The following is a 22,620-nucleotide window of genomic DNA, read 5'->3' as shown; positions in this document are numbered from 1 at the left end:
TTCGGAACAAGCTGTGGATAACTCTGTTGGTAACTTGTGAAGCTTGCTTACGGATTTCGTACCTTGTCGAGCACCGCCAGCGAGCGCGATGCGTTGAGAACGAGGCCGTAGCTGAGTTTGTCGTAGGTGCGAAACACCATCAGCAACCCGGCGCGTTCGTCGGGGATCTTTAGCGGTTGACCGGTGACACGGTCGCGCACGGTTTCCCCGGTCTTCATCACCACCAGCACATTGCCTTCGGCCAGACCGTCGCGCTTGCCCTTGTTCAGGGTGACCACGTCCATCACGCCGATCTGGGTGACGCCGCGCGGCACGTCGATGATCACGCCGTTGATGCTGCTGGTGGGCGCGCTGGGCATGAAGGTCGAATTGATCGAGCGTTCTTCGCCACTGAACAAACGATCGCCGAGGCGCACTTCCTGGGTGGTGCGTTGCAGGGCGAGGGTGGCGACGTCGCCTTCGGTGGCGACGATTTCACCGCCGCCAATGTCATCGGCGTTGATCCCGAGAAACTCCTTGGTCTCAGGATCGGTGTAGACCTTGCCCTGACGGAAGATCCCGTAAACCGGCTGATTCGGGTCGAAATGGCCACGTGCGAAGATACGGTCACCGGTGCCGCTGAGCACGCGTTCGGCATCGCCGGCGACAATGTACGGCGCCTTGTCGAAATCTTCGACCTTGTCGACGATGCGGTTACTCAGCAGAAAGCTGTTGATGGACTTGAGTGGAATACTTGGAATCGCTTCGGCCACCGGACTGGTGCGGATTCTTGGCGACAGTTTGATGGTGCCGCGCGACTCGCCGCGATTGAGGGTCAGACGTGGCTGGCCATCGACATAACTGAGGGTCAGCGTGTCGCCGGGATAGATCAGGTTGGGGTTTTCGATTTGCGGATTGGCCCGCCACAGTTGTGGCCACTGCCAAGGCTCGCGCAGGTATTTGCCGGAAATGTCCCAGAGCGTGTCCCCCGAAACCACCGTGTATTGCTGTGGAAAACCATCCCTGAGTTGCACTTGCCCTTGCGCCACGCCGGCCGAAGCCAACAGCAGCAGGGCGAGTAGTGTTTTCCTCATGCGGTGAATCCCTTTATCATGTGCATTCGCGTGAACCGTCAGAGCCCCCGTGGCTCGCTTGTGCAAAATGCACAAGCTACGCTTCACAACGGTAGCCTGCATCTTCGGACCTGCCAGGCCATCGCCCGACTTTACTCAACGTGTGCAGCAATCAAAGCCTATGGCCATTTTAAACATCCTCGAATTCCCGGACCCGCGTCTGCGCACTATCGCCAAGCCTGTGGCTGTAGTGGACGACGAAGTGCGTCAGTTGGTCGATGACATGTTTGAAACAATGTATGAAGCGCCGGGCATCGGCCTTGCCGCGACCCAGGTCAACGTGCACAAACGTATCGTCGTGATGGACCTTTCCGAAGACCGCACCGAGCCGCGGGTGTTCATCAACCCCGAGTTCGAATCGCTGACCGAAGAAATGGACCAATACCAGGAAGGCTGCCTCTCGGTACCGGGTTTCTACGAAAACGTCGATCGCCCGCAAAAGGTCAGGATCAAGGCGCTGGACCGCGACGGCAAGCCTTATGAGCTGATCGCCGAAGGCCTGCTCGCGGTGTGCATCCAGCACGAATGCGACCACCTCAACGGCAAATTGTTCGTCGATTACCTGTCCACGCTCAAACGCGACCGGATCAAGAAGAAACTGGAAAAGCAGCACCGCCAGAACGCTTGATGCCCCTCTTCAAAGGCTTGCTGCGGCAAGCCTTTTTCTTTTTATGAGACTCCCTTCATGACTGAGCCACTGCGCATCGTTTTTGCCGGCACCCCGGAATTCGCCGCCGAACACCTCAAGGCCCTGCTGAACAGCCCTTACGAGATCGTTGCGGTCTACACCCAACCGGATCGTCCGGCCGGTCGCGGGCAAAAACTGATGCCAAGCCCGGTCAAACAGCTGGCCCTGGAAAATAATATCCAGGTGTTGCAGCCACCGACTTTGCGTAACGCCGACGCCCAGGCTGAACTGGCTGCGCTGAAACCGGACTTGCTGGTGGTGGTCGCCTACGGCCTGATCCTGCCGCAAGTGGTGCTGGATATTCCGCGTCTGGGCTGCATCAACAGTCACGCGTCCTTGCTGCCACGCTGGCGCGGTGCGGCGCCGATTCAACGCGCCGTGGAACACGGTGATGCCGAGAGCGGCGTCACGGTGATGCGCATGGAGGCCGGCCTCGACACCGGGCCGATGCTGCTTAAGGTCGTCACGCCGATCAGCGCTGAAGACACTGGCGGCAGCCTGCATGACCGCCTCGCCGAAATGGGCCCGCCGGCCGTGGTGCAAGCAATTGCCGGTCTGGCCGCAGGCACGCTGGAAGGCGAAGTGCAGAACGACGAACTCGCCACCTACGCGCACAAGCTGAACAAAGACGAAGCACGCATCGACTGGAGCCGTCCGGCGGTTGAGTTGGAGCGACTGGTACGCGCCTTCAATCCATGGCCGATCACCCACAGCACCCTTAACGGTGAAGCGCTGAAAGTGCTGGCGGCGACGCTCGCCGACGGCAAAGGCGCCCCGGGTGAAATCCTCAGCGCCAGCAAGGACGGTTTGGTCGTCGCCTGCGGCGAACAAGCCCTGTGCCTGACCCGCTTGCAACTGCCCGGCGGCAAAGCGCTGAACTTCAGCGACCTGTTCAACAGCCGTCGTGAGAAGTTCGCGGTTGGCACCGTGCTCGGCGCAGCGGTGGACGCGCAATGAATCCGCGTCTGGCCGCCGCCAAGGCACTCGCCGCCGTGCTCAGCGGCAAGGCCTCGCTGAACAGCTCACTGCCGACGCAACTGGACAAGGTCGAGGATCGCGATCGCGGTTTCACTCAGGATCTGGCCTTCGGCACCGCGCGCTGGCAGCCACGTCTTTCGGCATTGGCCGAGAAACTGCTGCAGAAACCGTTCAAGGCTGCCGACGCCGATGTTGAAGCGCTGCTGCTGGTCGGTCTCTACCAATTGCTCTACACCCGCGTGCCGGCCCACGCCGCCATCGGCGAAACCGTCGGTTGCGCCGACAAGCTGAAAAAGCCATGGGCCAAAGGCCTGCTCAACGCCGTGCTGCGTAATGCTCAGCGCGAGAGCGAAACGATTTTCGCCGAACTGGAACGTGATCCGGTGGTGCGCACCGCTCACCCGCGCTGGCTGCAGAAATCCCTGAAAGCCTTCTGGCCGGAACAGTGGGAAGCCATCTGCGAGGCGAACAACGCGCATCCGCCAATGATTCTGCGGGTCAACCGCCGTCATCACAGCCGTGACGCTTACCTCGGCTTGCTGACTGAAGCCGGAATTGCCGCTACGCCGTGTGTTTACAGCCGCGACGGCATCATTCTCGAAGCCGCTGCCGACGTGCGCAGCCTGCCGGGTTTCGCCGAAGGCTGGATCAGTGTGCAGGACGAGGCCGCTCAACTGGCTGCCGACCTGCTCGATCTGGCGCCGGGTCAACGTGTGCTCGACGCCTGCTGCGCGCCCGGTGGCAAGACCTGCCACATCCTCGAAGCCGAACCGGCGCTGGCCGGCGTGGTAGCGGTGGATCTGGAAGCCAAACGGCTGGTGCGCGTTAAAGAAAACCTTGAGCGCCTCGGCTTGAACGCTGAACTGATCGCCGCTGACGGTCGCGATATCGAGAAGTGGTGGGATGGCAAACCGTTCCAGCGCATCCTGCTCGATGCCCCGTGCTCGGCCACTGGGGTGATCCGCCGTCATCCGGACATCAAGCTGACCCGTCAGCCGGACGACATCGTCGCCCTCTCGCAACTGCAAGGCGAGCTGCTCGATGCGATGTGGAAAACCCTCGAAGTCGGCGGCATCCTGCTGTACGCCACCTGCTCGACGCTGCCGACCGAGAACACCGAAGTCATCGCCGCGTTCCTCGAGCGTACGCCGGGTGCCCGCGAACTGGATCTGGCCACCAGCGCCGGGATCAAGCAGCCCCATGGTCGCCAATTGCTGGCCCAGCAGGGCGGGCATGACGGGTTCTACTACGCCAAGCTGATCAAGATCGCTGCCGCGCGCGGCTAAACGGATTCAACGGAGTGACTGGATGAAAATCATCATCCTCGGTGCGGGACAGGTCGGCGGTTCGCTGGCCGAGCATTTGGCCAGCGAGGCCAACGACATTACGGTGGTCGACACCGACGGCGAGCGCCTGCGCGACCTCGGCGACCGTCTCGACATCCGCACCATTCAAGGCCGTGGCTCGCTGCCGTCGGTGCTGCGTCAGGCCGGCGCCGACGACGCCGACATGCTGGTAGCGGTGACCAACAGCGACGAGACCAACATGGTCGCCTGTCAGGTTGCCCACACGTTGTTTCACACCCCGACCAAGATCGCCCGGGTGCGCGAAGCGTCTTATCTGAATCGCGAGGAACAGCTGTTCCAGAACGAAGCGATCCCGGTCGACGTGCTGATCAGCCCCGAGCAAGTGGTGACCAACTACATCAAGCGCCTGATCCAGCATCCGGGCGCCTTGCAGGTGATCGACTTTGCCGAAGGCGCGGCGCAACTGGTGGCGGTGCGTGCCTATTACGGCGGGCCGCTGGTGGGTCAGCAATTGCGTCAGTTGCGCGAGCACATGCCGAATGTCGAAACCCGCGTCGCCGCGATTTTCCGCCGCGATCGGCCGATCCTGCCGCAAGGCGATACGGTGATCGAGGCCGATGACGAAGTCTTCTTCATCGCTGCCCGTGAGAATATTCGTGCAGTGATGAGCGAAATGCGCCGCCTCGACGAAACCTACAAACGCATCGTCATTGCTGGCGGCGGGCAAATTGGCGAGCGTTTGGCCGAGGCCATCGAAAGCCGTTATCAGGTGAAGATCATCGAGATGAGTCCGGCGCGCTGCCGTTATCTCTCCGACACCCTCGACAGCACCGTAGTCTTGCAGGGCAGCGCTTCTGACCGTGATTTGCTGCTGGAAGAAAACATCGCCGACGCCGACATTTTCCTCGCCCTGACCAACGATGACGAAGCCAACATCATGTCGTCGCTGCTGGCGAAACGGCTGGGGGCGAAGAAGGTCATGACGATCATCAACAATCCGGCCTATGTCGACCTGATCCAGGGCGGCGATATCGACATCGCCATCAGCCCGCAACTGGCGACCATCGGCACCCTGCTGGCCCATGTGCGCCGTGGCGATATCGTTAGCGTGCACTCATTGCGTCGCGGTGCCGCCGAAGCGATCGAGGCGATTGCCCACGGTGATGCGAAGTCGAGCAAGGTGATTGGCAAGCCGATCGAGAAGATAGGTCTGCCACCGGGCACTACGATTGGTGCGGTGATCCGCAATGAACAAGTGATCATCGCCCACGATGACACGGTGATCGAAGCGGGCGACCACGTGATTCTGTTCCTTGTGGATAAAAAGCATATTCGCGATGTGGAGAAGCTGTTCCATGTGGGGTTGAGCTTCTTCTGAGGTTGATCGTTCCCACGCTCCGCGTGGGAATGCCTCAATGGACGCTCTGCGTCCCGCTATTGGGACGCAGAGCGTCCCGGGCTACATTCCCACGCGGAGCGTGGGAACGATCACATTAACGAGGGTGCAAAAATGCTCGAATCCCTGGAAAAAATGCTCGCCAAGGGTGTGGATAACTCATTGCTGCGCTTCGGCCTGGGCAAGGGTTATCTGGATCTGGGCGAAAACGCCAAGGCTGCCGAGCATTTCCAGCGCTGTGTCGGTTTTGATCCGAAGTATTCGGCAGCCTGGAAGCTGTTGGGCAAAGCGCAGTTGGCGCTGGGCGATAGCGCCGCCGCACGTCAGGCGTGGGAACAAGGTCTGGAAGCGGCCCGCGCCCACGGCGACAAGCAGGCCGAGAAGGAAATGACGGTGTTTCTGAAGAAGCTCGATCGTCAGGCGCAATGAGTCAAAGGTAGCGAAGACCGATACCGTCGGCATCTACCGTCACCACCTCCATCCGCACCCGTGGCGCGCCTGTGGGTAAATCCTGCACCTGGCCGTAAACCACCGCGCCTTTGGGCAAAGAAGCCAAAACCGGATGCTGCACAAACACCCCGGTAGGCGACAGGTTGCGCGTCTGCCCGAGGCATTCGCCAAAGCTGTCGTGGGTAATCTTGATGCGGAAGGATTTGCGTTGTTCGGACATCTTGTTGCGCCCTTTGATGAACGGTTGTGGATAACCTTGCCAGTGAGGTTATCCACAGATCATGCCAATCAGCTCAGTACCAGCGCTCTTCACCCGGCGGACGTTTCTTGAAGCGCTTCATGCTCCACATGTACTGGCTCGGATACGCCGCCACATAACGCTCGACCACTTTGCTCATGGCCGCGCAGGACTCGGCGGTATCGGTGCTGTACATGGCTTCGGGCGCGGCTTCGAGGATCACTTTGTAGCCGGAACCGTCGGGCAGGCGCAGCGCATGCAGGAACACGCCAACGGCTTTGCCACCGGCGAGCATGTTCGGCACGAATTTGCTGGTCAGCGCTTGCGTGGCGAAGAATGGTACGAAGATCCCGGCGGATTCGGCCGGTTCCGGGTCAGCGGGAATGCCCACTGCACCACCTTTGCGCACTTCCTTGATGACGCTGAGGATGCCTTCCTTGGTCGAAGCGGCGACCTTGTTGCCCAGTTGCACGCGCTGTTTACGCAATAATTCATCCACAGCCTTGAGCTTCGGCGGACGGTAGAAAATAATCGGTTTGCACTGGCTGCAATAGAAGTGGTTGAGCACTTCCCAGTTACCGAGGTGGCTGGTGATGCCGACCACGCCTTTGCCCGAGGCCAAGGCGTCTTTCAGCACATCGAGGCCTTCGACTTCGCGCACCAGATCGATCGAGCGCTGCGCCGGCCAGATCCACGCGCAGGCGCTTTCGGTCAACGACTTGCCGATGTCTTTAAGACTCTGACCGACCAGACGCTCACGCTCGGCCGGGTCCATCTGTGGAAAACATTTCGCAAGGTTGATCCGCACCACGTCGCGGGAGCGGTTGGGGGTTTTCCACATGATCCAGCCGATCGCCGAACCCACGGCCTGCACGGCCCGCCATGGCAGCAGGGCAAACAGCCGCAGAGCGCCTACCAGCAAGGCGCCTTTAAACTTTTCCACAGGTCACTCCTGATCTTGTGCGGTGCGCGAGGCGGCCATTCTAACCGCCGTTGACGAGCTGCGCGTAGCGGTCGCAGTCCTGGGTGTGGTCCATGACCATCCCCGAGGCCTGCATCAGCGCATAGCAAATGGTCGGGCCGACGAACGTGAACCCGGCCTTTTTCAGGCCTTTGCTCATCGCCAGCGCTTCGGGGGTGATCGCCGGGACTTCGCTGCGATCCTTGAAATGATTGATGATCGGTTGGTCGTTAACAAACGACCAGAGGAACCCCACCGGATCCTCCAGCGCCAGCCAGGCCTGGGCATTACGGCGGGCGGCATTGAGTTTGAGGCGGTTGCGGATGATCCCCGGATCGAGCATCAACTCGTCGATTTCAGCGTCGCTCATCTGCGCCACACGCTGCACGTCGAAGCCGAACAACACCTCGCGATAACGCTCACGTTTGCGCAGCACGGTGATCCAGGACAGCCCGGCCTGGAACCCTTCGAGCAAAAGCAACTCGAACAAACCCTGCGCATCGCGTAGCGGCGTGCCCCACTCCTGGTCGTGATAAGCCATGTACAGCGGATCTTCGGTACACCAAAAGCAGCGTGGCATAAGGCTCCAGGGGGCGTGCGCAGCAATGAATCGGGTATACTCTCGCTCTTTAAATCGCAGCCCAAGAAACAGGTGAATTTCGTGAGCCAGCCTACGCCAGCCGTGCGTACCTTCCAAGACTTGATCCTCGCGCTCCAGCAATACTGGGCCGAGCAAGGTTGCGTGGTACTTCAGCCCTACGATATGGAAGTAGGCGCCGGCACTTTCCACACCGCGACCTTCCTCCGCGCCATCGGCCCGGAAACCTGGAACGCCGCTTACGTGCAGCCAAGCCGCCGTCCGACTGACGGCCGTTACGGTGAAAACCCGAACCGTCTGCAGCATTACTATCAGTTCCAGGTCGTCCTGAAGCCGAACCCGGACAACTTCCAGGAACTGTACCTGGGCTCGCTCAAGCATGTCGGTCTGGACCCATTGGTTCACGACATCCGCTTCGTCGAAGACAACTGGGAATCGCCGACCCTCGGCGCCTGGGGTCTGGGCTGGGAAGTCTGGCTGAACGGCATGGAAGTGACCCAGTTCACTTACTTCCAGCAGGCGGGCGGCATCGAGTGCTACCCGGTGACCGGCGAGATCACTTACGGTCTCGAGCGTCTGGCCATGTACCTGCAAGGCGTGGATTCGGTCTACGACCTGGTCTGGGCTGACGGCCCGATGGGCAAAGTCACCTACGGCGACGTGTTCCACCAGAACGAAGTGGAGCAGTCCACTTACAACTTCGAACACGCCAACGTCGACAAACTGTTCGAACTGTTCGACTTCTATGAAAGCGAAGCCAAGCGCCTGATCGAACTCGACCAGCCGCTGCCGTTGCCGAGCTACGAAATGGTGTTGAAGGCCTCGCACACCTTCAACCTGCTGGATGCGCGCCGGGCGATCTCGGTGACCGCGCGTCAGCAATACATTCTGCGCGTACGCACCCTGGCGCGTTCCGTTGCGCAAGCCTACCTGCTGGCACGCGCCAAGCTGGGCTTCCCGATGGCGACCCCGGACCTGCGTGACGAAGTACTGGCCAAGCTGGAGGCAGCACAATGAGTGCGCAAGATTTTCTGGTTGAACTGGGCACCGAAGAACTGCCACCGAAAGCCCTGAACACTTTGGCTGAGGCGTTCCTCGCCGGTATCGACAAGGGCCTGCAAGCCGCTGGCCTGAGCTACGAGACTAAAACCGTCTACGCCGCGCCGCGTCGTCTGGCTGTGCTGATCACCGCGCTGGCTACCCAGCAGCCGGATCGCAGCATCAACCTCGACGGCCCGCCACGTCAGGCGGCGTTCGACGCTGATGGCAACCCGACTCAGGCAGCATTGGGCTTTGCCAAGAAGTGCGGCGTTGATCTGAGCGAAATCGACCAGAGCGGCCCGAAACTGCGCTACAGCCAGAGCATCGCCGGCAAGCCGACCGCGAGCCTGCTGCCGACCATCGTCGAAGATTCGCTGAACGACCTGCCGATTCCGAAACGCATGCGTTGGGGAGCGCGCAAGGAAGAGTTCGTGCGTCCGACCCAATGGCTGGTGATGCTGCTCGGTGACCAGGTCATCGACTGCACCATCCTCGCGCAAAAGGCTGGCCGTGATTCCCGTGGTCACCGTTTCCATCACCCGCAAAGCGTGCGCATCGGTTCGCCGTCGAGCTACCTCGCCGACCTGCGTGCCGCTTATGTATTGGCCGACGCCAACGAGCGTCGCGAGATCATCAGCAAGCGCACCGAAGAGCTGGCGACCCGTCAGGAAGGCACGGCAATCGTTCCGCCGGCGCTGCTCGACGAAGTGACCGCACTGGTTGAATGGCCGGTGCCGCTGGTGTGTTCGTTCGAGGAACGCTTCCTCGACGTGCCGCAAGAAGCGCTGATCACCACCATGCAGGACAACCAGAAGTACTTCTGCCTGCTGGATGCCGACGGCAAGTTGCTGCCACGTTTCATCACTGTGGCCAACATCGAAAGCAAAGACCCGCAGCAGATCATCGCCGGTAACGAGAAAGTGGTTCGACCACGCCTGACCGACGCCGAGTTCTTCTTCAAGCAGGACAAGAAGCAGAAACTCGAAGCCTTCAATGATCGCCTGAAGAACGTGGTGTTCCAGGAAAAACTCGGCAGCGTCTACGACAAGGCCGAGCGCGTATCGAAACTGGCTGCGTACATCGCCGCTCGCATCGGCGGCAACGCTTCGTGGGCTGCCCGCGCTGGCCTGCTGTCGAAGTGCGACCTGGCCACCGAGATGGTCGGCGAGTTCCCGGAGATGCAAGGTGTCGCCGGTTACTACTACGCCCTCAATGATGGCGAGCCAGAAGATGTCGCACTGGCGCTGAACGAGCAGTACATGCCACGCGGTGCCGGTGCAGAACTGCCGGCCACCCTGACCGGTGCGGCCGTCGCGATCGCTGACAAGCTCGACACCCTGGTCGGTATCTTCGGTATCGGCATGCTGCCAACCGGCAGCAAAGACCCGTATGCCCTGCGCCGTGCGGCACTCGGCGTGCTGCGTATCCTCATCGAGAAAAAACTCGATCTGGATCTGAACGACGCCGTGGCTTTCGCCGTGGCCGCGTTCGGTGCCAAGGTCAAGGCTGCCGGCCTCAACGAGTCCGTGCTGGAATTCATCTTCGACCGTCTGCGTGCACGTTACGAAGACGAAGGCGTTGAAGTCGCCACTTACCTGTCGGTACGTGCCCTGAAGCCGGGTTCGGCGCTGGACTTCGATCAGCGTGTGCAAGCAGTGCAGGCCTTCCGCAAACTGCCGGAAGCGGCAGCGCTGGCGGCGGTGAACAAGCGTGTGTCGAACTTGTTGAGCAAACTCGAAGGCGCGGTACCGACCGAAGTGCAAGCCAAGTATTTCGACAACGCCAACGAGTTCTCGCTGTACTCGGCGATTCAACAAGCGGATCAGGCCGTACAGCCAATGGCCGCGGCGCGTCAGTACAACGAATCGCTGGCACGCCTGGCGGCATTGCGTGAACCGGTGGATGCGTTCTTCGACGCGGTGATGGTCAATGCCGACGACGCCAATGTGCGGGCCAACCGTTACGCGCTGCTGGCGCGTCTGCGTGGCCTGTTCCTCGGTGTTGCCGACATTTCGCTGCTGGGTTGAGGGATTGCTGTTGAAACTGCTGATTCTCGATCGGGACGGAGTGATCAATTACGACTCCGACGCTTACATCAAGTCAGTGGCGGAGTGGATTCCGTTGCCCGGCTCGATCGAGGCGATTGCGCAGTTGAGCAAGGCCGGCTGGACGGTGGCGGTGGCCACCAACCAGTCGGGCATTGCTCGCGGCTATTACGACCTCGCCACCCTGGATGCCATGCACGCGCGGTTGCGCGAGCTGGTGGCGGAGCAGGGCGGTGAAGTCGGGCTGATCGTGTATTGCCCGCACGGGCCGGACGAAGGCTGCGATTGCCGCAAGCCGAAACCCGGGATGTTGAAAACCATCGCGGCGCATTACAACGTCGAGCTGGCCAATGTCTGGTTCGTCGGCGACAGCCTTGGTGACCTGGAGGCCGCCAAAGCCGTCGATTCACAGCCAGTTTTGGTAAAGACCGGAAAAGGCGCAAAGACTCAGGGCAAAACCCTGCCGGTTGGCACTCTGATTTTTGACGATCTGGCGGCGATTGCCGCAGAACTTATCCACAACTAGAGTACTTCTGAAGTTCCTGACCAGGGATTGATCGGGAGTGCGCTTGAACACTCGGGCATTGCCCTGTAACGGTAAACGTCACTATGTCGATACTGCGGGCCATCAGAATTTTTCTCTTTTACCTGCTGCTGGGCACCACTTCCCTGCTGTGGTGCAGCTTGAGTTTTTTTATCGCGCCGTTTCTGCCGTTCAAGGCGCGCTATCGTTTTATCAACGTGTACTGGTGCCGTTGCGCCTTGTGGTTGACCAAGGTGTTTCTCGGTATCCGTTACGAAATCAAAGGCGCGGAAAACGTGCCTGACCGGCCCTGCGTGATTCAGTCGAACCACCAGAGCACTTGGGAGACATTCTTTCTCTCTGCTTATTTCTCGCCGTTGAGCCAGGTGCTCAAGCGCGAACTGCTCTACGTGCCGTTTTTCGGCTGGGCCATGGCCATGCTGCGACCGATCGCGATTGACCGCGACAACCCGAAAGCGGCGCTGAAGCAAGTCGCGGCCAAGGGTGATGAACTGCTCAAGGACAACGTTTGGGTGCTGATCTTTCCGGAAGGCACACGTGTGCCGTTTGGCACTGTCGGCAAGTTCTCTCGCAGTGGTAGCGCGTTGGCGGTGAATGCGGCGCTTCCTGTGCTGCCGATTGCACACAATGCCGGCAAGTTCTGGCCGAAAATCGGTTGGGGCAAGAAGTCCGGGGTGATCACCGTAGTCATCGGCGAGCCGATGTATGCCGAAGGCACGGGCCCGCGCGCCATCGCCGAGCTGAACGACCGCGTGCAAGCCTGGAACGAGAAGACCCAGCGCGAAATGGGCTCGCTGCCACCGGCCCCGCAGGCGCCGGCTGCGAATGATCAGGTGGCTGTCTGAGATTTTGTGGATAACCTGTGTACGGTTTTGTTGAAACCGCTTGAACATTGATAATAAGTGATTGATTTACTTATATATTTCTCAAGCTCATAAAACACCGTAAAAGGTGCATAAGTTTTTTTCGGATGTAAAAAAACCGGCTGATATAGCCGGTTTTTTTGTGGCTGATCATTCGTGAATCAGCGGTAACTCCAGTAGGAACGTGGTGCCTTGATCGACCACGCTGCGGCATTCGATTTTACCGCCATGGTGATCAACCACCGCTTTGACCATCGACAGGCCCAGCCCCACGCCATCGATGCCTTGGGCGGAGGAAAAACGGCGGTACTGACTGAACAGATCCGGCAATTCATCGGCGGCGATGCCTTTGCCTTGATCAATCAATTCACAGTGCAACCATTCCTCACGGCAACGGACCCGCAGGGTGATCGTGGTGTCGGCCGGGCTGTACTTGATCGCGTTTTCCAGCAGGTTGAACAGCGCGCGGGTCAGCAAGCCTTGATCGGCATTGATCAGACGTTCCTGCGACTCTTCATCCATGTCATGCAGCAACTCGATGCGTTTCTGCTGGGCAATGGGCAACGCTTGATCCAGCACGTCGAGCACCAGCATCGCGAACAACGTCGGTTGAAATTGGTAAGTCTCAGACTCGGCTCGCGCCAACAGAACAAAACCGTCGGTCAGATCCAGCGCGCGGCGCACCTGACGTTCGATTTGTTCGAACAACGGCGCATCAGCCCCGGCCTGATGGCGATGCACATCCAGCAAAGCGAGGATCGCCGAGTGTGGCGCGCGCAGGTCGTGGGATAGAAAGCGCAGCAATACGCTGCGTTGTTCTTCCGCCGCGCGTTCCGCGCTAAGGTCGGTGAGGCTCAGCAGCCAGCCGATCGGCGTGTCACCGTCCACCGGCAGCAGGGCGGCACGTTCCAAGCGCAGGCTGCGTTCCTTGTGGTCACGGAATTCCAGCAGCGGCAGGGCGGATAACGCTGGACGTGGCTCTGTGGATAATTCCGGATAGCCGAGGCGGGCGAGTTGATCGCGGACGTCGTCGCCCACTAATGCAGTATCGAACAACGCGCGGGCCTTGCGATTGCCCAGCAGGATCTGCCCCTTGGGATCGCTGATCAGTGTGGCGACCGGCAAGTATTCCAAACCGTCTGCGATGAAGCGTCGAGTATCGCGGGTGCGGCTCATGGCTTGCTCGAGGGCCATGATCTGCCCTTGCAAACGATCGGCGCCGGTGAATTGCGTACGACGGCGTTCGGGGAAAACCTTCGGCTCTCCATCCAGCCGCGTCAGCTCCCAGCCGAAATAAGTCAGCACCACACTCAGGCGCCGCCAATTCCAGATCAGATAGCCGAACAACATGCCCAACACCGCCGGCGTCGGCGACCACCAGCGACGCATCTCCGCCAGCCCGGCGCTGGTCAGCAGCACGCCGGCCATACCAACCAGCGTTATCCACAACGCCCAGCGCGGACGCCACAACAGCAAACCAAGTACGCACGCGACCAGGCCCACCGAAAGCATGGCTCCCATGACGGGAGCCGCACCGTGCAGGTTGATCTGCGCGCGATACGACAACAGCGCAGTCAGCGGCAACAGCACTAGACTTATCCACAACCACTCGCGCACCAGCTGTCGGAACAGGCGCTGCACCTGGCTGGGCTCACGGCTTTCACGCCGGCGATTAGTGTTCATTTGGAAAAACGCCAGGGCAGGGTGAATGGTTTCATGGGCCACAGGTCTGAGACGTAGACCCGAAGAATCATAGCGGACGTCGACCAACGGCGGGCTGCTTACTTTCACTGCGAGGGCCGAGCGACTATGGTTGTCCGCCAACTGCCCAAGCAACAAGGAATGACCGCGTATGCGCGTTGCGATACTGGACGACGAACCCGCCGAACTGCGTCGGGTCGAGCAAACCCTGCAGCAAATGGCCGATGCCGGCGAACAGCCGTGGTCACTGCACAGCTTCGAGCGTGGTGAAGACCTGTTGCGACAGCTACGCCGGGAGACCTTCGACCTGCTGATCCTCGACTGGCAATTGCCCGACCTCACCGGCCTGGCGCTGCTGCGCTGGACCCGCGAACACATGGAAGCGCCACCGGCAGCGATCATGCTCACCAGCCGTGATGGCGAGAGCGATATCGTTCAGGCGTTGAATGCAGGGGCGGATGATTATGTGAGCAAGCCCTTTCGGCCAAATGAACTGAAGGCGCGGGTGGCTGCGGTATTGCGGCGGCACAGCCAGCAACGTGCGGCGGCGACGGAAGTGCTGAGCTTTAATGATCTGACGTTTGATGACGCTGAACTGACCGTCACCCGCGAGGGCAAGCCGATTGTCATGACCGAGCGCGAGTACCGGCTGGCGCGGTGTCTGTTCAGCAATCTGGGTCGACCGTTGTCGCGGGATTATCTGTATGAACGGTTTTGGCCGCATGAGGAGATGGCGTCGTCGCGGCCGCTGGATACGCATATTTATCGCCTGCGGAACAAGCTCGGGCTGACGGCGGATCGAGGGTGGCAGTTGTTGACGATTTATGGGTATGGGTATCGGTTGGAGAGTGTGGTGTCGAACTCGCACTAATGTTTCTGGCTGTTTCACTCTTCTCCGGCTCGACCCTTCAATTTTTTGATCGCAGATTCCAACTGCTTGATGCTGGTAGCCGGCATTGGAAGATCCTCGGGCATGGTGCCGCCAAGTTCGGAAATGGTCTCTCTGACTTTTCGACCAACCTGCAGGTGAACGTCGTTAGCTTGTTGCTTGCCCTGAACACTGTCGCGACGTAATTTATCTTCAGCCTGAGTCGCCCGAAATAAATTGGCGGCCAGTTCAGTCGAGCCCATGTGATCAAGAATTTTTTGGCTTTTTTTGAGGCCTTTGCGCTGGTGGATCGCTTTCTGATCAAGTCCTCCGTAGAGCCCTTGATATCCATGATTCTGGAAAACGGCGAAATCCAATTCTGTCTCAACGCCTGCCTGCTGTGCCGTTTCAACCAGAAGTTTGTTGTGCTCGCGTAACTCATTGCGCAGCGGCAAACGCTTCTGATCGTCCCTTAGACTCTGAAATTCGGAATCGTCTGTCAGCTCCTGACGTCGGGTCTGAATCGCAAAGTAGGTTTGCCCTGCGGCGATGACGGGCTTGGATGGATCTCCGTTCTGGACAACCAGATAGCAGGCATAGCGGGAGAGGTGGATATCCTTCAGTTCTCGCAGAGAACCAGACCCCAAGGAGACCATTTTGCTGGCTTCAACAAAATGGTCGGATACCGAATGATCACCGTGTTCACAAGCTTGTATAGCCTTGGCGATAACGTTCTCGAAGTTACGCCACGTTCTGTATTCCAGCAGCGGAGCAAGGTCTCGGGCAGACCAATACTCCACTCCACTGTCGGTTCGGTATTTGAGGCCTTCAAACGTCTGATGCTGTTCGCTCAACGGTAAATCCTCTGCTGAATGAATAAGTCGAAAGTAGCCAGACAGAGCGTTGCACTGACGCGAGGAGTTATCAATCCGGAAAACATGTACATACAAATCATGACGCAGACTTGTATGCATGGAGGGATGCTTGAAACGTATAAACCCCGATGAGCCAAAACTCACCGGGGTTTATTTTTTACTTCAAGTCCGAACAGAATTCGTTAGAAATCCAGGTTCGAAACCGCCAACGCATTGCTCTCGATGAAGTCACGGCGAGGTTCGACCGCATCACCCATCAGGGTGTTGAAGATCTGGTCTGCGCCAATGGCGTCTTCGATGGTGACTTTCAGCATGCGGCGCACGCTTGGGTCCATGGTGGTTTCCCACAGTTGATCCGGGTTCATTTCGCCCAGACCTTTGTATCGCTGAATGGTGTGGCGCTTGGTGCTTTCAGCCATCAGCCAGTCCAGTGCTTCCTTGAACTCGGTGACTGCTTTCTTGCGCTCGCCACGCTGGATGTACGCGCCTTCGTCGAGCAGGGTGCTCAGTTGAGCGCCGAGGGTGACGACGGTTTTGTAGTCGTTGCTGCCGAAGAAGTCGCGGTTGAAGGTGACGTAGTTCGACAGGCCGTGGGAGATCAGTTCGACCTCTGGCAGCCACACGCCACGTTCACGATCTTCACGCAGGCTGGCCTTGTAGACCAGACCGGATTTTTCAACGGTACGCAGACGCGCTTCGTACTGGGCCAGCCACTCCTGCATTGCTGCGTGGTCGCCGAGCTTTTCCAGGCTCACGGCCGGCAGGTAAATGAAGTGCTCGGTCAGTTCCTGCGGGTACAGGCGCGACAGACGCTTGAGGGTCTTCATCACCATGCGGAAGTCGTTCACCAGACGCTCGAGCGCTTCACCGGAAATGCCCGGGGCTTCTTCGTTCAGGTGCAGGCTCGCATCTTCCAGGGCCGACTGCGTCATGTACTCTTCCATGGCGTCGTCGTCTTTGATGTATTGCTCTTGCTTGCCTTTCTTGACCTTGTACAGCGGCGGCTGGGCGATGTAGATGTAGCCACGCTCGATCAGCTCCGGCAACTGACGGAAGAAGAAGGTCAGCAGCAGGGTACGGATGTGCGAACCGTCAACGTCAGCATCGGTCATGATGATGATGTTGTGATAACGCAGCTTGTCGATGTTGTACTCGTCGCGACCAATGCCGCAGCCCAGCGCGGTGATCAAGGTGCCCACTTCCTGAGAAGAGATCATCTTGTCGAAACGTGCTTTCTCGACGTTGAGGATCTTGCCCTTCAACGGCAGGATCGCCTGGGTCTTGCGGTTACGTCCCTGCTTGGCAGAGCCGCCCGCGGAGTCACCTTCCACGAGGTACAGTTCGGAGAGTGCCGGGTCTTTTTCCTGGCAGTCAGCGAGTTTGCCCGGCAGGCCGGCGATGTCCAGCGCGCCTTTGCGGCGGGTCATCTCACGGGCCTTGCGTGCCGCTTCACGGGCACGCGCCGCGTCGATCATCTTGCCGACGACCAGCTTGGCTTCGTTCGGGTTTTCCAGAAGGAAGTCGGAGAAGTACTTGCCCATCTCCTGCTCGACCGCAGTCTTCACTTCGGAGGAGACCAGCTTGTCTTTGGTCTGCGAGCTGAACTTCGGATCCGGCACTTTCACCGAGATGATCGCGGTCAGGCCTTCACGGGCATCGTCACCGGTGGTGGCGACTTTGTGCTTCTTCGCCAGACCTTCCTGCTCGATGTAGTTGTTCAGGTTACGCGTCAGTGCCGAACGGAAGCCCACCAGGTGAGTACCGCCGTCGCGCTGCGGAATGTTGTTGGTGAAGCACAACAGGTTCTCGTTGAAGCTGTCGTTCCACTGCAGGGCGATTTCCACGCCGATGCCGTCTTCACGCTGGATGTTGAAGTGGAACACCTGGTTGACCGCAGTCTTGTTGGTGTTCAGATATTCAACGAACGCACGCAAACCGCCTTCGTACTTGAACAGCTCTTCCTTGCCGCTGCGCTCATCCTTGAGGACGATGCCGACACCGGAGTTGAGGAAGGACAGTTCACGAATGCGCTTGGCGAGGATGTCCCAGCTGAAGTGAATATTCTTGAAGGTTTCGCTGGAAGCCTTGAAGTGGATCTGGGTACCGGTGGTTTCGCTGTCGCCAACGATGGCCATCGGTGCCTGAGGTACGCCGTGGACGTAGGTCTGTTCCCAGATCTTGCCGCTGCGGCGAACAGTCAGAACCAGTTCTTCGGACAGTGCGTTCACTACCGACACACCCACACCGTGCAGACCGCCGGATACTTTGTAGGAGTTGTCGTCGAACTTACCGCCAGCGTGGAGGACGGTCATGATGACCTCGGCGGCGGAAACGCCTTCCTCTTTGTGCACGTCTACCGGGATGCCACGGCCGTTATCTTTAACGGTGATGGACTCATCCGGGTGGATGATGATGCTGATGTCGTCGCAGTGGCCGGCGAGGGCTTCGTCGATCGAGTTGTCGACCACCTCGAACACCATGTGGTGCAGACCGCTGCCATCGTCGGTGTCACCAATGTACATACCGGGACGTTTGCGTACGGCATCCAGGCCTTTCAGCACTTTAATGCTCGTTGAGTCGTACGTATTTTCTTCGCTCAATGCCTTCACTCCCGATGGTCGTGGGTCTGGGTGATACGGCCCTGTTCCACGTGGAACAGAGCGACTGGCGTTTCCGTCTGCCAGCCTTCCCTCAATAATTCGTGATCTACACAGGTAATGAACACCTGGCAGCGTAAGTCTTCCAGCAAGCGGCATAGTGCGCGACGGTGGCTCTCGTCCAGCTCGGACGGCAAGTCATCCACCAGATAAATACACTGACCGCGGCGGGCCTGGCTGACCAGATGCCCCTGGGCAATCCGCAATGCACAGACCACCAACTTCTGCTGACCCCGGGACAAAATATCCGCGGCGTTGTGTGCGCCCAATCTAAGACGCAAATCAGCCCGTTGCGGTCCGGCCTGGGTATGACCCATTTGCTGGTCCCGTTGCACGGATCCAGCCAGTACGGCGCTCAATTCCCGGTCTTTGTCCCAGCCTCGGTAATAGCTGAGCGTCAAACCTTCGAGCTCAACCAGTTCGCTCAAGGTTTGTTCAAAGACTGGTTTCAAGGCTTTGATGTAAGCGCGGCGGTATTCATCGATTTCAGCGCTGGCCTGACACAGTTCCCTGTCCCAAACCGCTTGCGAAACGGCGTCAAGTGTACCATGCCGCAGCCAAGAGTTTCTCTGGCGCAGGGCCTTCTGCAAGCGCTGCCAGGTGGCCATGAACCGTGGTTCGACGTGGAACACGCCCCAGTCGAGAAACTGCCGGCGAATCTTCGGCGCACCTTCAAGCAGGCGGAAGCTGTCGGGGTTGATCAACTGCAGTGGCAGGATCTCCGCCAGTTGCGCGGCGCTGCGGGCATTCTGTCCGTCGATACGGATCTGAAACTCGCCCTGACGATCACGCGATATCCCCAGCGCACTGTGGCCACCCTCGGCCAATTCGACCTGACCGAACACGGTACAGGCGAGCTGCTCATACTGGATGACCGGCAACAGCCGCGTGCTACGAAACGAACGGGCAAGCCCCAGCAGATGAATGGCTTCCAGAACACTGGTTTTGCCGCTGCCGTTGGCGCCGTAAAGGATGTTGATGCGGGGGGAGGGGGAGAAGGTCACCGGGTGCAGATTGCGCACCGCGGTGACCGAAACACGACTTAAGGACATCCAGAGTCAGCTGATTACAGACGCATCGGCATGACAACGTAAGCCGAATCGTCGTTGTCGGACTCCTGCACCAGCGCACTGCTGTTGGAGTCGGACAGGATCAGGCGAACCTGCTCGGTGGTCATCACGCCCAGCACGTCGAGCAAGTAGCTCACGTTGAAGCCGATTTCCAGCGAACCGCCGTTGTATTCAACACCCACTTCTTCTTCCGCTTCTTCCTGCTCCGGGTTGTTGGCCTGGATCTTCAACTGACCGCTGGCCAGTTGCAGACGGATACCACGGTACTTCTCGTTGGACAGAATCGCGGTACGGCTGAACGCTTCACGCAGCGCCTGGCGATCGCCCAGTACCAGTTTGTCGCCGCCCTTCGGCAGAACGCGCTCGTAATCCGGGAACTTGCCGTCGACCAGTTTCGAGGTGAAGGTGAATTCGCCGGTGGTCGCGCGGATGTGGTGCTGACCCAGAACGATGCTGACGTTACCGTCCGGCTCGGTGAGCAGGCGTGCCAGTTCAAGAATACCTTTGCGCGGCACGATCACCTGGTGGCGATCAGGCTGGCCGATATCGGCTTTCATCGAGCACATGGCCAGACGGTGACCGTCGGTGGCCACGGCGCGGATGATGCCTTCGGACACTTCCAGCAGCATACCGTTGAGGTAATAACGCACGTCCTGCTGAGCCATGGCGAAGCTGGTGCGTTCGATCAAACGACGCAGTTTGCTTTGCTCGAGGCTGCAGGTTAGCGAGCCCGGGCCTTCTTCAACGGTCGGGAAATCGTTGGCCGGCAAGGTCGACAGGGTGAAACGGCTACGGCCGGCTTTTACTACCAGCTTCTGCTCGTCGACCTTGATGTCGATCAGCGCATCGTTGGGCAGGCTTTTGCAGATATCCATCAGCTTGCGCGCAGGCACGGTGATGGAACCTGTTTCTGCCGGCTCTTCAAGTTGCACACGACCGACCAGCTCGACTTCCAGGTCGGTACCGGTCAGCGACAGTTGCTGGCCTTCGACAACCAGCAGCACGTTGGACAGTACCGGCAAGGTCTGTCGACGCTCGACGACGCCTGCGACCAGTTGCAGGGGTTTCAACAGGGCTTCGCGTTGAATGGTGAAATGCATGGTCTAGTCCCTTGCCTTATTAAGCTGCGCTGGTGTTCATCAAGTGGTCAGTGTACGCAGCAGGTTCTTGTAGTCCTCGCGGATGTCCGCGTCGGATTCCTTAAGTTCGTTGATCTTGCGGCAAGCGTGCAACACGGTGGTGTGATCGCGGCCGCCAAACACATCGCCGATTTCCGGCAGGCTGTGGTTGGTCAGTTCCTTGGACAACGCCATGGCTACCTGACGCGGACGAGCGACCGAGCGCGAACGGCGCTTGGACAGCAAGTCCGAGATCTTGATCTTGTAGTACTCGGCGACAGTGCGCTGAATGTTATCCACAGAGACCAGTTTGTCCTGCAACGCCAACAGGTCTTTCAGGGATTCGCGAATCAGCTCGATGGTGATGTCGCGGCCCATGAAGTGCGAGTGGGCGATCACGCGTTTCAGCGCGCCTTCCAGCTCACGGACGTTGGAGCGAATGCGCTGGGCGATGAAGAACGCAGCGTCATGCGGCAACTCGACTTTGGCCTGGTCGGCCTTCTTCATCAAGATCGCGACGCGGGTTTCCAGTTCCGGCGGCTCGACGGCTACCGTCAGGCCCCAACCGAAGCGGGATTTGAGGCGCTCTTCAAGGCCTTCGATTTCTTTCGGGTAGCGGTCACTGGTGAGAATGACCTGCTGGCCACCTTCAAGCAGGGCGTTGAAGGTGTGGAAAAACTCTTCCTGGGAACGTTCTTTACGGGCGAAGAACTGAATGTCGTCGATCAGCAAGGCATCCACCGAACGGTAGAAACGCTTGAACTCGTTGATTGCGTTCAGTTGCAGCGCCTTGACCATATCGGCGACGAAACGCTCGGAATGCAGGTACACGACCTTGGCATTCGGGTTCTTCTTTAATAGATGGTTACCCACCGCGTGCATCAAGTGGGTTTTACCCAGGCCGACGCCACCATAAAGGAACAGCGGGTTGTAGCCGTGCTTTGGGTTGTCCGCCACTTGCCAGGCTGCTGCGCGAGCGAGCTGGTTGGATTTACCTTCGACGAAGTTTTCGAAGGTGAAGGTGCGGTTCAGGTAACTGGTGTGCTTGAGCGCACCTTCGACCTGCACGGTGCGCTGTTCGGCGCGAACCGGGGCCTGCTGCGAGGCCGCACCGGACATCGGGTCGAAACTGTCGCGAGACGGCTCGTCACTGACTTCGGGGCTTTTTTGTGTCGAGCGCTTGGCCGCCGGTGCTGGCGCTTGCGTAGGTGCCGGCGCGCTCACAGACGCGGCATTTGCCTGGGCCTGGGAAACCTGCGCGGCAGCCAGCGGTGCATTCGGTGCCGCACGCGGTGCCGAACTGCGTTTGCTGCCTATTAATAAGGAAAGCGCCGGCGCCATGCCGTTGCCATGCTCATCCAGCAGTTCAAGGACGCGGCCCAGGTACTTTTCGTTGACCCAGTCCAGCACAAAGCGGTTCGGTGCGTAGACGCGCAACTCGTCGCCTTCGGCTTCGACCTGTAGTGGACGGATCCAGGTGTTGAATTGTTGGGCAGGCAGCTCCTCGCGCAAAAGCTCCACGCACTGCTGCCAAAGTTCCACTGACACGGATATCCCCTAAGTTGAAAGCCGGTGAGGCAAAAACAAGCGGCCATTGTAGCGGCGAGCCGTCCACTTATCCACATGCAGGTTGCGCGGTGACCATGATTTATCAATGCGTTAAATCGGAAAAAGGCGACCAACGGTGTGTGAATAAGCTCTGTGGATAACCACCTCTAAGGGCACTGGACAACTGGGGGTTGAACCCGGTGGATAACCTGCCTGTGGATAACAAGGCTTTCCACACACAGGTTATCCGATAGCGCAGCACAGGCTGACCACGGTTTTCCACTGTAGTTGTCATTCTCTGTACATCAGGTAACACATGGGCTGAGGTCACTTATCCACAGAAGAGGGCGTGCCTAGCTTTTATAAGCTTTACAGAAAAGCTTTAAATAATTCCCTTCTTTATTTTTATGTATGGCGAACAGGCAGTCCGGCAGAAATGCTCCAGATATCTATTTATAAGGAAACGCTGGTTGGAAATTGACCTGAAGGCTTGCTTTCTCTAGAATCCCCGGTCTCTTAAAACGGGGGCCATTCCGGCCCGTTGTGGACGAACCAGGTAACA

20 protein-coding genes are annotated in these 22,620 nt (G+C 59.0%); 10 read left to right on the top strand and 10 right to left on the bottom strand.

Features of this window, described 5'->3' with window-relative positions; translation table 11 throughout:
• Positions 1 to 47 precede the first annotated feature (47 nt).
• Complete coding sequence (locus CCX46_RS00100; protein ID WP_127925281.1) at positions 48 to 1,073, bottom strand: LysM peptidoglycan-binding domain-containing protein; 1,026 nt, start codon at positions 1,071 to 1,073, stop codon at positions 48 to 50.
• A gap of 160 nt (positions 1,074 to 1,233) precedes the next feature.
• On the opposite strand from CCX46_RS00100, the gene def reads away from it, so the two are divergent.
• From def to CCX46_RS00075, 5 genes are all read left to right on the top strand, one after another.
• On the top strand, positions 1,234 to 1,740 hold the full coding sequence (gene def / locus CCX46_RS00095) for a peptide deformylase (RefSeq protein WP_007911858.1): 507 nt from the start codon (positions 1,234 to 1,236) through the stop codon (positions 1,738 to 1,740).
• A gap of 57 nt (positions 1,741 to 1,797) precedes the next feature.
• Positions 1,798 to 2,757 carry a methionyl-tRNA formyltransferase gene (gene fmt / locus CCX46_RS00090; protein WP_127925280.1) on the top strand — a complete coding sequence of 320 codons (960 nt, stop codon included), beginning with the start codon at positions 1,798 to 1,800 and terminating at the stop codon, positions 2,755 to 2,757.
• Positions 2,754 to 4,064 carry a 16S rRNA (cytosine(967)-C(5))-methyltransferase RsmB gene (gene rsmB, locus CCX46_RS00085; RefSeq protein ID WP_127925279.1) on the top strand — a complete coding sequence of 437 codons (1,311 nt, stop codon included), beginning with the start codon at positions 2,754 to 2,756 and terminating at the stop codon, positions 4,062 to 4,064. The genes fmt and rsmB overlap by 4 nt, the downstream gene beginning before the upstream one ends.
• Positions 4,065 to 4,086: 22 nt before the next feature.
• Complete coding sequence (gene trkA / locus CCX46_RS00080; RefSeq protein ID WP_034152201.1) at positions 4,087 to 5,463, top strand: Trk system potassium transporter TrkA; 1,377 nt, start codon at positions 4,087 to 4,089, stop codon at positions 5,461 to 5,463.
• A gap of 132 nt (positions 5,464 to 5,595) precedes the next feature.
• The gene (locus CCX46_RS00075) at positions 5,596 to 5,910 is read left to right on the top strand and encodes a tetratricopeptide repeat protein (RefSeq protein WP_127925278.1); all 315 of its coding nucleotides are present in this window, start codon (positions 5,596 to 5,598) and stop codon (positions 5,908 to 5,910) included.
• A gap of 1 nt (position 5,911) precedes the next feature.
• On the opposite strand, the gene CCX46_RS00070 is transcribed toward CCX46_RS00075, so the two are convergent.
• From CCX46_RS00070 to CCX46_RS00060, 3 genes are all read right to left on the bottom strand, one after another.
• The gene (locus tag CCX46_RS00070; protein ID WP_127925277.1) at positions 5,912 to 6,151 is read right to left on the bottom strand and encodes a PilZ domain-containing protein; all 240 of its coding nucleotides are present in this window, start codon (positions 6,149 to 6,151) and stop codon (positions 5,912 to 5,914) included.
• A gap of 73 nt (positions 6,152 to 6,224) precedes the next feature.
• Complete coding sequence (locus tag CCX46_RS00065; protein WP_008084359.1) at positions 6,225 to 7,112, bottom strand: lysophospholipid acyltransferase; 888 nt, start codon at positions 7,110 to 7,112, stop codon at positions 6,225 to 6,227.
• A gap of 40 nt (positions 7,113 to 7,152) precedes the next feature.
• Positions 7,153 to 7,710, bottom strand: a complete 558-nt coding sequence (locus CCX46_RS00060; protein ID WP_064389686.1) for a DNA-3-methyladenine glycosylase I — start codon at positions 7,708 to 7,710, stop codon at positions 7,153 to 7,155.
• An 81-nt stretch (positions 7,711 to 7,791) separates the two neighbouring features.
• On the opposite strand from CCX46_RS00060, the gene glyQ reads away from it, so the two are divergent.
• The 4 genes from glyQ (at position 7,792) to CCX46_RS00040 (ending at position 12,203) form a co-directional block, all read left to right on the top strand.
• Entirely contained in the window at positions 7,792 to 8,745 is a 954-nt protein-coding gene (glyQ, locus tag CCX46_RS00055; RefSeq protein WP_025112261.1) for a glycine--tRNA ligase subunit alpha, read from the top strand.
• Positions 8,742 to 10,796: a glycine--tRNA ligase subunit beta gene (glyS, locus tag CCX46_RS00050; protein WP_122596850.1), complete on the top strand. Its 2,055-nt coding sequence runs from the start codon at positions 8,742 to 8,744 to the stop codon at positions 10,794 to 10,796. Before glyQ ends, glyS begins: the two co-directional genes overlap by 4 nt.
• 4 nt (positions 10,797 to 10,800) lie before the next feature.
• Complete coding sequence (gene gmhB, locus CCX46_RS00045; protein WP_163004678.1) at positions 10,801 to 11,340, top strand: D-glycero-beta-D-manno-heptose 1,7-bisphosphate 7-phosphatase; 540 nt, start codon at positions 10,801 to 10,803, stop codon at positions 11,338 to 11,340.
• An 83-nt stretch (positions 11,341 to 11,423) separates the two neighbouring features.
• Positions 11,424 to 12,203, top strand: a complete 780-nt coding sequence (locus tag CCX46_RS00040) for a lysophospholipid acyltransferase family protein (protein WP_127925276.1) — start codon at positions 11,424 to 11,426, stop codon at positions 12,201 to 12,203.
• Between the two features lie 168 nt (positions 12,204 to 12,371).
• Here the strand turns inward: CCX46_RS00040 and CCX46_RS00035 are convergent, their stop codons facing one another.
• Complete coding sequence (locus CCX46_RS00035; protein WP_127925275.1) at positions 12,372 to 13,904, bottom strand: sensor histidine kinase; 1,533 nt, start codon at positions 13,902 to 13,904, stop codon at positions 12,372 to 12,374.
• Positions 13,905 to 14,073: 169 nt separating this feature from the next.
• On the opposite strand from CCX46_RS00035, the gene CCX46_RS00030 reads away from it, so the two are divergent.
• Entirely contained in the window at positions 14,074 to 14,793 is a 720-nt protein-coding gene (locus CCX46_RS00030; protein WP_127925274.1) for a response regulator transcription factor, read from the top strand.
• A 14-nt stretch (positions 14,794 to 14,807) separates the two neighbouring features.
• Here CCX46_RS00030 and dinD read toward each other — a convergent pair whose 3' ends face one another.
• From dinD to dnaA, 5 genes are all read right to left on the bottom strand, one after another.
• Positions 14,808 to 15,644 (bottom strand): DNA damage-inducible protein D, encoded by an 837-nt coding sequence (gene dinD, locus CCX46_RS00025; RefSeq protein WP_127925273.1) that lies wholly within the window; start codon positions 15,642 to 15,644, stop codon positions 14,808 to 14,810.
• Between the two features lie 203 nt (positions 15,645 to 15,847).
• Positions 15,848 to 18,265 carry a DNA topoisomerase (ATP-hydrolyzing) subunit B gene (gyrB, locus tag CCX46_RS00020; RefSeq protein ID WP_007911885.1) on the bottom strand — a complete coding sequence of 806 codons (2,418 nt, stop codon included), beginning with the start codon at positions 18,263 to 18,265 and terminating at the stop codon, positions 15,848 to 15,850.
• 5 nt (positions 18,266 to 18,270) lie between these two features.
• Positions 18,271 to 19,374, bottom strand: coding sequence for a DNA replication/repair protein RecF (gene recF / locus CCX46_RS00015; RefSeq protein WP_003220208.1), 1,104 nt, complete (start codon positions 19,372 to 19,374; stop codon positions 18,271 to 18,273).
• 14 nt (positions 19,375 to 19,388) lie between these two features.
• The gene (dnaN, locus tag CCX46_RS00010) at positions 19,389 to 20,492 is read right to left on the bottom strand and encodes a DNA polymerase III subunit beta (RefSeq protein WP_007911887.1); all 1,104 of its coding nucleotides are present in this window, start codon (positions 20,490 to 20,492) and stop codon (positions 19,389 to 19,391) included.
• Positions 20,493 to 20,531: 39 nt separating this feature from the next.
• Positions 20,532 to 22,058: a chromosomal replication initiator protein DnaA gene (dnaA, locus tag CCX46_RS00005; protein WP_127925272.1), complete on the bottom strand. Its 1,527-nt coding sequence runs from the start codon at positions 22,056 to 22,058 to the stop codon at positions 20,532 to 20,534.
• Between the last annotated feature and the right edge of the window lie 562 nt (positions 22,059 to 22,620).

Origin of the sequence: Pseudomonas sp. RU47 (assembly GCF_004011755.1) — a bacterium.
GTDB lineage: Bacteria > Pseudomonadota > Gammaproteobacteria > Pseudomonadales > Pseudomonadaceae > Aquipseudomonas.
Note: the sequence above shows the minus strand (reverse complement) of the source record. Positions and strands in the feature narration are given on the sequence as shown.